The organism is Novosphingobium guangzhouense (assembly GCF_002896965.1).
In the GTDB taxonomy this organism is placed as follows: domain Bacteria; phylum Pseudomonadota; class Alphaproteobacteria; order Sphingomonadales; family Sphingomonadaceae; genus Novosphingobium; species Novosphingobium guangzhouense.
Genome location: NZ_LYMM01000040.1, coordinates 265,062 through 278,548, shown reverse-complemented (window position 1 = coordinate 278,548; position 13,487 = coordinate 265,062). Strand labels below are relative to the sequence as shown.

The following is a 13,487-nucleotide window of genomic DNA, read 5'->3' as shown; positions in this document are numbered from 1 at the left end:
GCGCCGCCGTGCTGCTGGCCGGCGCCGCCCGCGCCCGCGCCGCGCTTGACGGGCGCGACTACGTGGTGCCTGACGATGTCAAGGCGCTGGCCACTTCCGTATTGCGCCACCGCCTGCTGCTCAGTCCGGCGGCCGAAATCGAGGGCAAGCAGGTCGAGGCGCTCGTTGCGCAGCTGGTCGAGCAGACCGAAGCGCCGCGCTGATCCGGTGAAGGTCCGCATCGCCTCGATCATACCGACTGCCCGCGCCGTGGTGACGCTGGCGGCGATTGCACCGATCGCGCTGGTGATCGCGGCGGCGCGCCCGGCCTTGTGGGTGATCGCCCCGGTGGCGGCGATGGTGGTGCTGGCTCTGGTGGTGGTCGATGCCCTGCTGGGCGGCCGGGTAGCGGACTTTCGCGTTACCGTGCCGGGCGATGTCGAAGTCGGCGCCGAGGGGCGGATGGCGGGCGAAGCGTCCGTGCGATCGGGGAACCCGTCGCGCATGGACCTCGCCCTGGAATGCGATCCGCGTCTGGTGCCCGGCGGGCGGCTGGTGTTTCCGTTGTCCGCCGATGACGGCGGCTGGCGCGGTTCGGGCGGTTTCACTCCGTCACGGCGCGGCACGGGCAAGGTCACGCGCGCATGGCTGCGCTGGACCGGGCCGCTGGGCATGGGCGCGCGGCAACTGGCGGGGCCGCTGGATGAAGCCGTGCGGGTCTGGCCCAACGTTGCCGCCGTGCGTTCGCCCAGCCTGCAGACTTTCCTCAAAGATGCGCAGTACGGCTTGCTGGCCCGCCGTATCCGGGGGGAGGGGACGCAGTTCGAATCGCTGGCGGAGTACCAGCCCGGCATGGACCGCCGCCGGATCGACTGGAAATCGTCGGCTCGACACGTCCACCTCTATGCCAAGGAATACGAGGTGGAGCGCAACAACCAGATCGTCTTCGCTTTCGATTGCGGGCAGGCGATGTGCGAACCGATCGCGGATATGCCGCGCCTTGATCGCGCCGTCTCGGCCGCGCTGGCGACCGCCTTCGTGGCGCTGAAAGGGGGCGACCGCGTTTCGCTGTTCGGCTTCGCATCGCGGCCCGAGGTAGCGACGCCCTTCGTCACCGCCAGCAGCGATTTCCACCGCCTGCAGCGCGCGGCGGCGGGGCTGGAGTACCGCGCGGAAGAGCCCAACTTCACGCTTGCCCTTGCCACGCTGGCGGGGCGGTTGCAGCGGCGGTCGCTGATCGTGATCTTCTCAGACTTCTCCGATCCCACCAGCGCCGAACTGATGATCGAGAGTATCGGGCGGCTGGTGTCGCGCCACGTGGTCCTGTTCGTGACGATGACGGACGAGGAACTGGAAACGCTTTCCACCGCAGAGCCTGACGATATGGAAGTGCTGTCGATGGCGGTGGCGGCGGACGGGTTGTTGCGCCAGCGTGCGCTGGTTACCCGGCGGCTGCGGCAGATCGGCGTTGACGTGATCGAGGCGCCGTGGCGGCAGATCGGCACCCGGCTGATCGACGCCTACCTTGCCATCAAGCGCTCGGGAGCGATCGGATGAACGCCATATCGAACAGCGCCGCCAATGCTGCCATCGAAATCGCCGCGCTGCGTTCGGACCGCTTCCGGCTGGAGCGCGAGGCGGACTGGCAGCGGCTTGAGAACATCGTCGTGCGGATGGAAAAGGGGCGCCTGCGCGGCATCTCCGACGAAGACCTGCTGGCGCTGCCCGGCCTTTACCGCACCGTCGCCTCCAGCCTCTCCATCGCAAGGGAAACCTCGCTCGATGCGGCGACGCTGGGCTATCTGGAAACGCTGGTGCAGCGGGCGTGGTTCGTGGTCTATGGCCCGCGCTCCTCGTTGTGGGAATGGCTGCGCGGGTTCCTCGGCGGCGGCTGGAGCCGGGCGGTGCGCGGCATCGGCTTCGAGATCCTGATCGCGCTGCTCGTCATGGTGGCGGGCACGGTAGTCGGCTGGCTGCTCGTTTCGCACGACCCTGAATGGTACTTCGCGCTGATGGGGCGTGAAATGGCGGGCGAGCGGGTTCCCGGCGCCAGCGCCGAAGTGCTGCGCGGGACGATCTTCGGCAATACCGAGAAAGCGGGGATGAGCGTTTTTGCTGCGCAGCTGTTCAGTAACAATGCGCAAGTCTCGATCCTTGCGTTCGCGCTGGGCTTTGCGCTTGGCATCCCCTCGCTGCTGCTGCTGGTCCACAACCTTGCGGGGCTGGGGGCGATGGGCTGGGTCTATTGGAAGGCCGGGCTGCTGATTGACTTCGCGGGGTGGATCAGCATTCACGGCACGACCGAACTGTTCGCGATCCTGCTTTCCGGCGCGGCGGGGCTGCATGTCGGGCGCGCGATCGCCTTTCCCGGCAACCGTCCGGTGCTGACGGCCACGGCAGAGGCCGGACGCCGCGCGGCAGTGGTGATGGTCGGGGTGGTGCTGATGCTGGTCGTTGCCGCACTGCTCGAAGGTTTTGCGCGCCAGTTGGTGGACCAGACCCCCGCTCGTCTCACCGTGGGCGGGTTCATGCTGCTGGCGTGGAGCGCCTACTTCTTCGCTTTCCGCGGAAGGGCCGGGCGATGAAGGGGCTGCCCCGTCGTCGAAGGACGAATAAAGGCCGCGCAGGCAAGCAGCGCGTGCTGGTGACGCCCGAAGGCATCGCGCTGCCGGTCACGGTGGCGGGGCGGGGCGCGCGCGTGGGGGCGTTGATCCTCGACCTCATCATCATCTTCCTGCTGATGCTGGGCACTTCGCTGGCGCTGATGCAGATCGCGGGCGGCGCCGCGCAGATCGGCCAGATGGCGCAGGGCAAGGGTGTGGCAGCACAGGCGCTGCAGTTCCTGATCGTCGTGTGGATCGTGGCGATGTTCCTGTTCCGCAACGCCTATTTCCTCTTTTTCGAACTGGGCCCCAGAGGCGCGACGCCCGGCAAGCGGATGACCGGCATCCGCATCGCCGCGCGCGACGGCGGGCGCTTGACCGCAGAGATGGTGATCGCCCGCAATCTTCTGCGCGATATCGAGATGTTCCTGCCCATTCCGCTCATCGCCATGGCCGGGGTGGATAACGGCATGGCCTGGCTGGCGGCGGCGGGGTGGCTGGCGATCTTCCTGCTGTTCCCGCTGTTCAACCGCGACGCCCTGCGCGCGGGGGATGTGATCGCGGGCAGCTGGGTGCTCGAACGCCCGAAACAGAAGCTGCAGGCGGCGATGACCACATCCGAGGCCGGCTCCGGATCCGGCGCGGCCGAGCGTTTCCAGTTCCGCTTCGAGGAGCACGAACTGGCTGTTTACGGCGAATTCGAGCTTCAGGCACTGGAGCGCGTATTGCGCGAGGACCGGACCGATGCGGTGGAGACGGTTTACCAGACCATCGCCGAGAAAATCGGCCGCAACGACGGCTGGGGCACGGAACGGCGCTTCCTTTCGGACTACTACACCCAGTTGCGGGCGCGGCTGGAAGCGGGCATGCGGATGGGGCGGCGCAAGGCCGACAAGCACGCAGAGTAGAGCATGAACATTACCATCAGGCCCGATGACCTCACCGCCGATGCGGTGCTGGCGCTGCTCCAGTTCCATCTCGACGAGATGCACCGCTGGTCCCCGCCCGAGAGCGTCCACGCCATGCCCGCCACCCGGCTGCGCCAGCCGGACGTTACATTCTTCTCTGCCTGGGATGGCGATGTGCTGGCGGGGTGCGGCGCGATCAAGCACCTTTGCGAAGGGCACGGCGAACTCAAGTCGATGCGCGCGGCGCCCGAATATCGCGGCAAAGGCGTGGGCAAGGCACTGCTGCTGCGCCTGCTGGAAGAGGCGCGCGCGCGTGGCTATGCCCGCGTCAGCCTTGAAACCGGGCGGCCTGAGCCGTTCCATCCAGCGCACGGCCTCTACCGCGCGCATGGCTTCGTGGAGTGTCCGCCGTTCGGGGACTATGTCTCCGACGATTTCTCCATCTGCATGACGAGGGAACTGTGATGGACCTTCGCGTCGCAGCCCTTACTGATGCCGCCGCGCTGGCGCGGCTTGGCGCGGATGCCTTCGTGGCCAAGTTCGGGCACCTCTACACGCCGGATAACCTCGCCAACTTCCTTGCCGATGCACATAGCGAGGCAAAGGTGGCGAAAGAGATCGCCGACCCTGCGATGCGCGTGATGGTGGCGGAGCGGGACGGAAGGCTGCTCGGCTATTGCAAGCTGGTTATGATCTGCGGCTGGCCGGAACATGCGCGGGCGGCGACGGTGATTGAACTCAAGCAGCTCTACACCGCGCCCGAGGCGACCGGGCAGGGTATCGGCGCGGCGCTGATGGACCGGGCGATGGAGGAAGCGGCGGCATTCGGGGCAGGCGAAATCCAGCTGTCGGTCTATTCGGAGAACCCCGGCGCGCAGAAGTTCTATGCGCGCTACGGCTTCGCGAAAGTCGCCGATATCCATTTCATGGTCGGCGAACAGCGGGACGAGGAATTCCTGTTCGCGAAGCTGCTCTAGAACGTCAGAACCACTTCAACCGCCGCAGCAGGATGATCTCCACGCCAAGGATCGCGGCGCAGAGCCCGGCGATGATCCAGAAGCCGTGGGAACCCTGCTGCGAAAGTGGAATGTCGCCCACGTTGATGCCCAGCAGCCCGGTGATGAAGGTCAGCGGCAGGAATACCCCGGCGACCACTGCCAGTACATATTGCGTGCGCTGGCTGTTCGCCGCCGCACGGGCGCGGATATCGTCCTGCAGCACCACCGCCGATTCCTTGCTGATGTCCAGATCGTCGAGATAGCGGCGCAGGCGGGCGATCGATTCGGCGATCTCGCGCCGGTCATGTTCCTCGAACCAGCCGGGCGCGCCGGTAGAGATCGCCATGAGCGCTTCGTGCTGGGGCGACATGTGGCGCTTCAGGGCCAGGCAGTTGCGGCGGATCGTCACGATCTTGTCGAGCGTCTCCTCCGGGGCGTTCTCGGTCGTCTCGTCCTCAAGGTCGTCGATTACCGCGTTCATGTCGACGATGGCGTGGCTCATGCGGTCGATCAGGTGCTCGGTCAGCGCGGTGATCAGGGCACCGGCGTCTTCCGGCCCGTCGCCGCCGTCGAGGTCGTCCGCGACGAGGCGCGGCGTCTGCAGCGGGGCGCGGCGCAAGGTGACGACGCGGTGGCCATCGCTCCACAGCTGCAGCGAAAGCATGTCTTCGGGCGCGGCACCGGGGTTGAAGTTGATCCCGCGCAGTGTCGCCACCAGCGTCTGTCCTTCGCGGAAGGCGCGGGGGCGGCTGGCGTCACTGGTCAGCAGTTCGGCGGTGGGCTCTGGAATTGCGCAATGGGTTTCCAGCCATTCCTGCACGCCGGGGTGCGTGCGCAGCAGGTGAATCCACAGCACTTCGCCCTCGACGCCGGGGCTCCAGCGCTGGGCTTCCTTCCAGTCGACCACCCGCGCGCCGCCGCGCCCGTCAAGCACGCGCCCGAACAGCAGGGGGAGTTCGCAGGTATCGTCGTCAGTCAGGGGCTTGGCGCTGGCATGGACCGTCATGCAGGGGTGAATGCCCGAAATCGGCGGAAGTCTCCAGAGCGGCGCAAATCGTCTTCAATCCGCAGCCTCAAGCGCCTATAGAGGGACCATGTCTTCCGTTCGTCCATGGCGCGATATCGAGCGCCGCAAGAGCCGCCAGATCATGGTCGGCAGTGTCCCCGTCGGCGGCGATGCGCCGATTACGGTCCAGACCATGACCAACACCCTGACGTCCGACGCGAAGGCGACGATCGATCAGATCCGCCGCTGCGAGGATGCCGGGGCCGATCTGATCCGCGTCTCCTGCCCTGACGTGGAGAGCACGGCGGCCTTCCGCGAGATCGCGCGCGAGGCCCGTGTGCCGCTGATCGCGGACATCCATTTCCACTACAAGCGCGCGCTCGAAGCGGCGGATGCGGGCGCGGCCTGCCTGCGCATCAACCCCGGCAACATCGGCTCGTCAGACCGCGTGGCCGAAGTGGTGCGCGCGGCCAAAGCCAACGGCTGCGCGATCCGCATCGGCGTGAATGCGGGCAGCCTCGAAAGGCACCTGCTGGAGAAGTACGGCGAGCCTTGCCCCGAAGCGCTGGTCGAATCGGCGATGGATCACATCAAACTGCTGCAGGACCACGACTTCCACGAATACAAGGTGGCAGTGAAGGCCAGCGACGTGTTCCTGGCCGTCGCCGCCTATCAGGGGCTGGCGGACGCGGTGGACTGCCCGCTGCACCTTGGCATCACCGAGGCGGGCGGCCTGATCGGCGGCACCGTCAAGTCCTCGATCGGCATGGGCATGCTGCTCTGGTCCGGCATCGGCGACACCTTGCGCGTTTCTCTTTCGGCCGAGCCGGAAGAGGAAGTGCGCGTTGGTTTCGAGATGCTCAAGGCGCTGGGCCTGCGCACGCGCGGCGTTCGCGTGGTGTCCTGCCCCAGCTGCGCGCGTCAGGGTTTCGACGTGATCCGCACGGTGGAAGCGCTGGAAGAACGCCTGCAGCACATCAAGACGCCGCTTTCGCTTTCGGTGCTGGGCTGCGTGGTCAACGGCCCCGGCGAAGCGCGGGAAACCGACATCGGCCTTACCGGCGGCGGCAACGGCAAGCACATGGTCTACCTGTCAGGCGTGACTGATCATACCGTGCAGAGTGAAACCATGCTCGACCACATCGTCAGCCTCGTGGAAGCCAAGGCAGCCGAGATCGAGGCCGCCAATGCCGCGCAGGAAGCCGTCGCGGCAGAGTGATTTTCAGCCGGAGCTTTCGAGTTCCGCCAGCAGCCACGTTTCGAACGCCCGGATGATCGGGCGGTCGGCGTGGATCAGCGGATAGACCAGCGAGTGCAGAGTCTCCCGGATCGTGCATCCGGGTAAAGCCGCGACCAGTCTACCCTCGGCCAGTTCGCGCTGGGCAAGGCGCGTCGATTCAAGCGCGACGCCAAGGCCGTTGGCGGCGGTGGCGATCACCATGAAGCTGCGGTCGAAACGCATCGCATAGGCTGTCGGCGCGGGAACACCGGCAAGCTGCGCCCAGCGCGCCCATGTCACCCGGTTGCGATCGCCGTTGATCAGCGGCAGCGCCATGACGTCCGCCGCGCAGGTGATGGATGCCGCCATCTGCGGCGTGCAGAGCACCGTCACGTCCTCTTCCCCCAGCGGGATCGCCTTGACCGGACCGGGCAGCGGCGGGCCGTTGACGATATCCGCATCCACTTCATCGGCGGCGAAGCGTGAATAGTCGGTGCTAGCGGTGATGCGGATATCCATGCCGGGATGGTTGTCGAGGAAGGCGGGCAGGCGCGGGGTCAGCCACAAGGCCGCGAAGCTGGGAGCCGCGTGAAGACGCAGGAAACGCGCGCGTCGGGCCGAGACCTCCTCCAGCCCGCGCCGGATTTCCACGAACCCGGCAGCGACATGGCGATAGAGCGCTTCGCCGTCCGCGCTCAGCTTCACCTGCCGCAAGCTGCGGTCGAACAGGCGGGTGCCAAGGCTGTTCTCCAGCTTGGTGATCGCATGGCTGACCGCGCTGGGCGTGAGGCCAAGTTCGTCGGCGGCCTGACGGAATGAGCCCTGACGGGCAGCGGCTTCGAAGACGCTGAGAGGCTGTAACGCGATCGGCATGGGTGAATCTCAGTCACCTTATAGAGAGAAACGTCCATTTGTCATAGATGCATGTGCGATTGATAAAGCGGCAACAGATCAGAAAAAACTGACGTCGAGAGGATCGCACTAAGCGCCCGCAGACCGGGGCCAAAGGCATCTCCTCGCGTCGTGAGGAGAATTGATGACCGTTTCCGCAACCAACATGCCGGTAGAGGAGCTTTCCCGCCGTGCCTACAACATCCGTCGCCATGCGCTGAAGATGGGGCAGGTGCAGGGGCAGGGCTATGTCGGGCAGGCGCTGGGCGTCGCCGACGTGCTCGCCGTCTCGTACTTCCGCGCACTGACCTACCGCCCCGGCGAGCCGGAGTGGGAAGGTCGCGATCGCTTCCTGCTGTCCATCGGTCACTATGCCATCGCGCTTTACGCCGCGCTGATCGAGGCGGGGGTGATCCCGCTTGAGGAACTGGAAACTTACGGTTCGGATGACAGCCGCCTGCCGATGTCGGGCATGGCTTCGTACACGCCGGGCATGGAAATCTCGGGCGGTTCGCTGGGACAGGGTCTTGGCATCGCGGTCGGCATGGGCCTCGGCCTCAAGCGCAAGGGCACCGGGCAGTTCGTCTACAACCTGATGTCGGACGGTGAACTGGGCGAGGGATCGACCTGGGAAGCCGCCGCTTCCGCCGCGCACTGGAAGCTCGACAACCTCATCACGATCGTCGACTTCAACAACCAGCAAGCCGACGGTCCTTCCACGCAGGTGCTGGGCATGGGCGATATCGCCGCCAAGTTCGCCGCCTTCGGCTGGCACGCACAGTTCGTCAACGGCAATGACATGGAAGCGCTGGTCGAGGCGTTCGACAAGGCCCGCGAACTGGACGATCCGCGCCCCCGCGTGATCGTGGCCGACACTCTGATGGGGCGCGGCGTGCCGTTCCTGGAAGCCCGTGAGAAGACGCACTTCATCCGCGTCGACGAAGACGAATGGGACAAGGCCATCGATGTGCTGGACGCCGGCTACGCCGCTGCGACCGCCTGATCCTGCCCTCCGATTTACGAAAGATCCTGCCTCATGTCCGTTGAAGCACCCGCTAAACCGCGCCTGAAGACTTCGGCGATGATCGCCTCGATCGCCGCCGAGGGCCAGCGCACCGTCTCCGCCCCGTTCGGCCACGCGCTCTCGAAGCTGGCCGAGACGAAGCAGAACATCGTCGGCATGTCCGCCGACCTTGCCAAGTACACCGACCTGCACATCTTTGCGGCTAATCACCCTGACCGGTTCTACCAGATGGGTATGGCCGAACAGCTCCTGATGATGTCGGGCGCGGGTATGGCGCGCGAGGGTTTCCAGCCCTGGCTGACGACCTATGCCGTCTTCGCTGCCCGCCGCGCCTACGACTTCCTGTGTCTTGCCATCGCCGAGGAGGGGCTGGACGTGAAGGTGTGCTGTGCGCTGCCCGGCCTCACCACCGGCTACGGACCTTCTCACCAGGCGACCGAGGATCTGGCGATCTTCCGCGGCATGCCGGACCTGACCATCGTCGACCCGTGCGACGCGATCGATATCGAGCAGGCCGTGCCGCAGATCTCCGACCACAAGGGTGCTGTCTACATGCGCCTGCTGCGCGGCAAGGTGCCGGCGGTGCTTGACGAGTACGATTACAAATTCGAACTCGGCAAGGCGAAGATGCTGCGGGATGGGGCGGACGTGTTGTTCATCTCATCTGGTCTGATGACCATGCGGGCTCTGGAGGCCGCAGACCGCCTGCGTGCCGACAAGGTGGAAGCCGCCGTGCTCCACTGCCCGACGATCAAGCCGCTCGACGAAAAGACCATCATCGAAGCGGTCGCCGCGAAGCCCGGCCGCCTGGTCGTGGTGGCAGAGAACCATTCGGTGATCGGCGGCCTGGGCGAAGCGGTTGCCGCCTGCCTGCTCGGCAGCGGCACGGTGCCTTCGGGCTTCCGCCAGATCGGCCTGCCCGACAAGTTCCTTGATGCGGGCGCGCTGCCCACCCTGCACGACCGCTATGGCATCTCGACCGATCAGGTCGTGGCCCGAACCCTTTCCTGGCTGGGCTGAGTTCCTTCCGGGTCGCAACGGGAGCGCATCCCGGCCGTTCCTCCCACCGGTCGAAGATGCGCTCCCGCCAACAGAACTGAAAAGAACATAAAAGGAGAGAGGCTGTGAGTCTCGCAACCGAGATGCCGCGGGACGTTCCCGTGGTGAAGGACGAACGGCGCGAAAAGGTCTATGCCAGGATCACCTGGCGCCTGATGCCGTTCCTGTTCTTCTGCTTCTTCGCCGCGTACCTAGACCGGGTAAACGTTGGCTTCGCGAAGCTGCAGATGGCGGACGAACTGGGCCTCAGCGAATACGTCTACGGGCTTGGCGCGGGCATCTTCTTCATCGGCTATGCGCTGTTCGAGGTGCCGAGCAACCTGATCATGCACAAGGTCGGCGCGCGGCTGTGGATCGCGCGGATCATGATTACCTGGGGTATCATCTCCGGCCTGTTCGCCTTCGCGCAGACGCCGATGCACTTCTACATCCTGCGATTCCTGCTGGGCCTTGCCGAAGCCGGGTTCGCGCCGGGGGTGCTGCTCTACGTCACCTACTGGTTCCCTTCGGCCCGCCGGTCGCGCGCGATGTCGATCTTCTTCATCGCCATTCCGATCTCGGGCGTTCTGGGTTCGCCGCTGTCGGGCTGGATCATGGACACCTTCCATGGCGCCTCGGGCTGGGGCGGCTGGCGCTGGCTGTTCCTGCTCGAAGCGATCCCCGCCCTAATCGCCGGTATCGCCACGTTCTGGATGCTGCCCAACCGCCCGGCCGACGTCGACTGGCTGACCGCCGAGGACAAGCGCATGATCGCGGCCGATCTGGCCGAGGACAACCGCGAGAAGACCGCGCACATGTCGGTCCGCCAGTTCCTGGCCGACAAGCGCCTGTGGCTGCTCAGCCTGCTCTATTTCTGCATCGTCATGGGGCAGTACGCGATCTCGTTCTGGCTGCCTACGATGGTGAAGGCGGCGGGCGTCACCGATCCGCTGGAGAACGGCCTGATCAGCGCGATCCCGTTCCTGTTCGCGGTCGTCGTCATCCTTGTCCTTGCCCGCAGCGCCGACTTGCGCCGCGAGCGCCGCTTCCACCTGATGCTGCCGATGGCGATGGGCGCGATCGCCCTTGCGCTCTCGCCGCTGGCGATTGGCAACCTGCCGCTCTCGGTGCTGATCCTCTCGTTCGCGACGGCGGGCCTGCTGACCCAGACCGCGCAGTTCTGGTCGATCCCGCCTGCCTTCCTCGGCGGCGTCTGGGCGGCGGCAGGCATCGGCGCGATCAACGCGATCGGCAATGTCGCGGGCTTTGTTTCGCCATTCGTCATCGGCTGGGTGGTGGATGCCACCAAGTCGCTGTCGGCCGGGCTCTACACCATCACCGCGGTCGAACTGATCGGCGTGGCCCTGGTGCTGCTGATCCCCGCCCGTCAGGTCAATCGCTGAGGAATTTGATACAATGAGCAAGGTAGCATTCGTCGGCCTGGGCGCCATGGGCATGCCGATGGCCCTCAACCTCCTGAAAGCGGGCCATACGGTCACCGGCTTCGATTTGCGCACCGAACCGATGGAGGAACTGGTCAAGGCCGGCGGTTCCTCCGCCACCAGCGCAGCGGGCGCAGCCACGGAAGCCGACGTGCTGATGCTGATGGTGGTCAATGCCGCGCAGGCCCGCTCGGTCCTGTTCGACGGCGGCGCGCTGGCGGCGCTGCCCGAAGGCCGCGTGGTCCTGCTGACGGCCACCTGCCCGCCGATGGAAGTCGCCGCCATCGCATCGGAAGTAGAGGCGGCTGGCCGCCGCTTCGTCGATGCGCCGGTTTCGGGCGGCACGGCGGGGGCCAAGGCCGGGTCGCTGTCGATGATGGTCGCCTGTTCGGATGAGCTGTTCGCCGAGCTGAACCCGGTGCTGTCGGGTGTCGGCGGCAAGCTGTTCCATGTCGGCCAGAACGCGGGGCAGGGGTCGGCGGTGAAGGTCGTCAATCAGCTGTTGTGCGGCGTTCACATCGCCGCCGCTGCCGAAGCGCTGGCGCTGGCAAAGCAGGTCGGCGTCGATCCCGCGCTGGCGCTGGAGATACTTGGCGGATCGGCGGCGGCCAGCTGGATGCTGGGCGATCGCGGCCCGCGCATGCTGCAGGCCGAACCCGAAGTCACGAGCGCCATCGACATTTTCGTCAAGGATCTCGGCCTTGTGCTGGAGGCCGGGCGCGGTGCCAAGGCAGCGACCCCGCTGGCAGCACTGGCCCACCAGTTCTTCCTGAGCACTTCGGGACGCGGCGACGGCACCGTCGACGATAGCCAGGTGATCCGCGCCTACGACCTGCTCAACGGGGCCTGAGCGCGCAAGCTCGCCCTAACCCCTAATCCACGCTGAGACGGGCTGCCGGAACCACCGGCACGCCGCCGGGCGCGCCTCATGCGTCCGGCGAGCGGCCCGCTGCGCCTATCCGAGAGGACACTGAATTGCCCGCAGCCACACTCCCCCCGCCGCCGCCCTCGATCGAGGTCGTGCAGGTCGCCGCAAGGGATACCAAGGACCAGACATGGTCCACCGAAACCACGCCCAGGCAGTCCGAACCGCTGGAACGCGCCGGCCCGAAGACCGCCGCTGCTTCCGCTCCGGCTGATCAGCCGCATTTGCTGGGCGACTGGGCCGGTATTCGCACCTCGCTTGAGGATGTCGGCATCAAGCCCACCGTCAGCTATATCGGCTTCGTTGCGGGCAACCTCAATTCGGGCACTAGCAAGGAGGCGCAGTACGCCGGGCAGCTGGGCGCCAGCCTCGATTTCGACATGGCCAAGATCGCCGGGATCGAGGGCGGCACGTTCCGCGCCGCCGTCACCAATCGCCACGGTAACAACATCAATGACACCAACGGGCTGGACTTGCTGCAGTACCCGCAGGGCGTGTTCGGCGCCGGGCAGATCTGGCGGCTGGCGGGCCTGTGGTATCAGCAGAAGCTGGGCCCGGCGGAGATCAAGCTGGGCAAGGTGTCGATGGGCGAGGATTTCGGATCGACCACCTGCCACTTCCAGAGCCTCTACTTCTGCGGGGTCGTGCCGGGGCACACCAGCTTCAACTACTGGTACAACTTCCCCGTCACCACCTGGGGCGGCCGGGTGAAGGTGAAGGACAATCTGGGCTATACGATGGTCGGCGTTTACCAGCGCAACGACAATGTGTTCCCGCAGAACAAGGGTTTCTACATGGGCTTCAAGGGCGGCAAGGGCGCCTTCGTCGCCGTGGAGCGCGGGTTCGACGTGAAGCTGGGCGGCAATCCGAAGCTGGCGGGCACCTACAAGATCGGCGCCTTTTTCGACACATCGAAGAGTGACAATCTCGTCTACGATGAAAACGGTGGTTTCGCCGAACTGACGGGCGACCCGCTGGCACGTGAACGCGGCCGGGCCAGCATCTACGCCGTTGCGCGCCAGCAGCTGCTTGCCGCCGATTCCGAAGGGGCCGGCGGGCTGGAGGCTTTCTTCAACTTCGTCGGCGCGGATCATCGCACCAACAAGCTGGTCAATGTAATCACCGCCGGGGTCACCTATTCGGGCCTGATTCCCGGCCGCCCCAAGGACCAGATCGGCCTTGCCGTGGGCCGGTCGCGGATCAACCGCAACTTGCGCGACCTGCAGCTGGCCCGCAACGAGGCGCTGGGCGAAGACCTGGAGCCGCGCAGGAACGAATACGCGATCGAGGCGAACTATTCGATCGCGCTGATGCCTGGGCTCAGCCTCCGCCCGAACCTTCAGTGGTACATCAATCCGGGCGGCCGTCAGGGCGCGAAGAACGTGCTTGTCGCGGGTACAGGGATCTTCGCCAACTTCTGAGGCCGCAAGTGCCGTGGCTCATTGCGGGGGAAC

At 66.0% G+C, this 13,487-nt stretch carries 13 protein-coding genes and 1 pseudogene; 12 read left to right on the top strand and 2 right to left on the bottom strand.

Annotated elements, in window-relative coordinates:
- The 6 genes and pseudogenes from A8V01_RS15660 to A8V01_RS15635 form a co-directional block, all read left to right on the top strand.
- Positions 1–203 (top strand): annotated as a pseudogene (locus A8V01_RS15660) (AAA family ATPase); the annotation flags it as partial.
- 4 nt (positions 204–207) lie between these two features.
- Positions 208–1,536, top strand: coding sequence for a DUF58 domain-containing protein (locus A8V01_RS15655; RefSeq protein ID WP_103096748.1), 1,329 nt, complete (start codon positions 208–210; stop codon positions 1,534–1,536).
- A complete protein-coding gene (locus tag A8V01_RS15650) occupies positions 1,533–2,564 on the top strand; it encodes a stage II sporulation protein M (RefSeq protein ID WP_103096747.1) in 1,032 nt (343 codons plus the stop codon). The genes A8V01_RS15655 and A8V01_RS15650 overlap by 4 nt, the downstream gene beginning before the upstream one ends.
- On the top strand, positions 2,561–3,490 hold the full coding sequence (locus A8V01_RS15645) for an RDD family protein (RefSeq protein ID WP_103096746.1): 930 nt from the start codon (positions 2,561–2,563) through the stop codon (positions 3,488–3,490). Before A8V01_RS15650 ends, A8V01_RS15645 begins: the two co-directional genes overlap by 4 nt.
- A 3-nt stretch (positions 3,491–3,493) precedes the next feature.
- Positions 3,494–3,955 carry a GNAT family N-acetyltransferase gene (locus tag A8V01_RS15640; RefSeq protein WP_103096745.1) on the top strand — a complete coding sequence of 154 codons (462 nt, stop codon included), beginning with the start codon at positions 3,494–3,496 and terminating at the stop codon, positions 3,953–3,955.
- Complete coding sequence (locus A8V01_RS15635) at positions 3,955–4,467, top strand: GNAT family N-acetyltransferase (RefSeq protein ID WP_103096744.1); 513 nt, start codon at positions 3,955–3,957, stop codon at positions 4,465–4,467. The genes A8V01_RS15640 and A8V01_RS15635 overlap by 1 nt, the downstream gene beginning before the upstream one ends.
- A 4-nt stretch (positions 4,468–4,471) precedes the next feature.
- On the opposite strand, the gene A8V01_RS15630 is transcribed toward A8V01_RS15635, so the two are convergent.
- Positions 4,472–5,494, bottom strand: a complete 1,023-nt coding sequence (locus A8V01_RS15630; protein ID WP_103096743.1) for a zinc transporter ZntB — start codon at positions 5,492–5,494, stop codon at positions 4,472–4,474.
- 88 nt (positions 5,495–5,582) lie between these two features.
- Between A8V01_RS15630 and ispG the strand changes: the two genes are divergently transcribed.
- Positions 5,583–6,713, top strand: a complete 1,131-nt coding sequence (ispG, locus tag A8V01_RS15625; RefSeq protein ID WP_103096742.1) for a flavodoxin-dependent (E)-4-hydroxy-3-methylbut-2-enyl-diphosphate synthase — start codon at positions 5,583–5,585, stop codon at positions 6,711–6,713.
- Between the two features lie 3 nt (positions 6,714–6,716).
- On the opposite strand, the gene A8V01_RS15620 is transcribed toward ispG, so the two are convergent.
- On the bottom strand, positions 6,717–7,586 hold the full coding sequence (locus A8V01_RS15620) for a LysR substrate-binding domain-containing protein (RefSeq protein WP_103096741.1): 870 nt from the start codon (positions 7,584–7,586) through the stop codon (positions 6,717–6,719).
- A 163-nt stretch (positions 7,587–7,749) separates the two neighbouring features.
- Between A8V01_RS15620 and A8V01_RS15615 the strand changes: the two genes are divergently transcribed.
- The 5 genes from A8V01_RS15615 to A8V01_RS15595 all read left to right on the top strand — a co-directional run bounded on the left by A8V01_RS15615 (position 7,750) and on the right by A8V01_RS15595 (position 13,454).
- Positions 7,750–8,607, top strand: coding sequence for a transketolase (locus A8V01_RS15615; protein ID WP_103096740.1), 858 nt, complete (start codon positions 7,750–7,752; stop codon positions 8,605–8,607).
- Positions 8,608–8,640: 33 nt separating this feature from the next.
- Positions 8,641–9,648, top strand: a complete 1,008-nt coding sequence (locus tag A8V01_RS15610; RefSeq protein ID WP_103096739.1) for a transketolase family protein — start codon at positions 8,641–8,643, stop codon at positions 9,646–9,648.
- A 104-nt stretch (positions 9,649–9,752) separates the two neighbouring features.
- Positions 9,753–11,069 (top strand): MFS transporter, encoded by a 1,317-nt coding sequence (locus A8V01_RS15605; protein ID WP_245892576.1) that lies wholly within the window; start codon positions 9,753–9,755, stop codon positions 11,067–11,069.
- A 13-nt stretch (positions 11,070–11,082) separates the two neighbouring features.
- A complete protein-coding gene (locus tag A8V01_RS15600) occupies positions 11,083–11,958 on the top strand; it encodes an NAD(P)-dependent oxidoreductase (protein ID WP_103096737.1) in 876 nt (291 codons plus the stop codon).
- Between the two features lie 125 nt (positions 11,959–12,083).
- The gene (locus A8V01_RS15595) at positions 12,084–13,454 is read left to right on the top strand and encodes a carbohydrate porin (protein ID WP_146037282.1); all 1,371 of its coding nucleotides are present in this window, start codon (positions 12,084–12,086) and stop codon (positions 13,452–13,454) included.
- Positions 13,455–13,487: the final 33 nt, after the last annotated feature.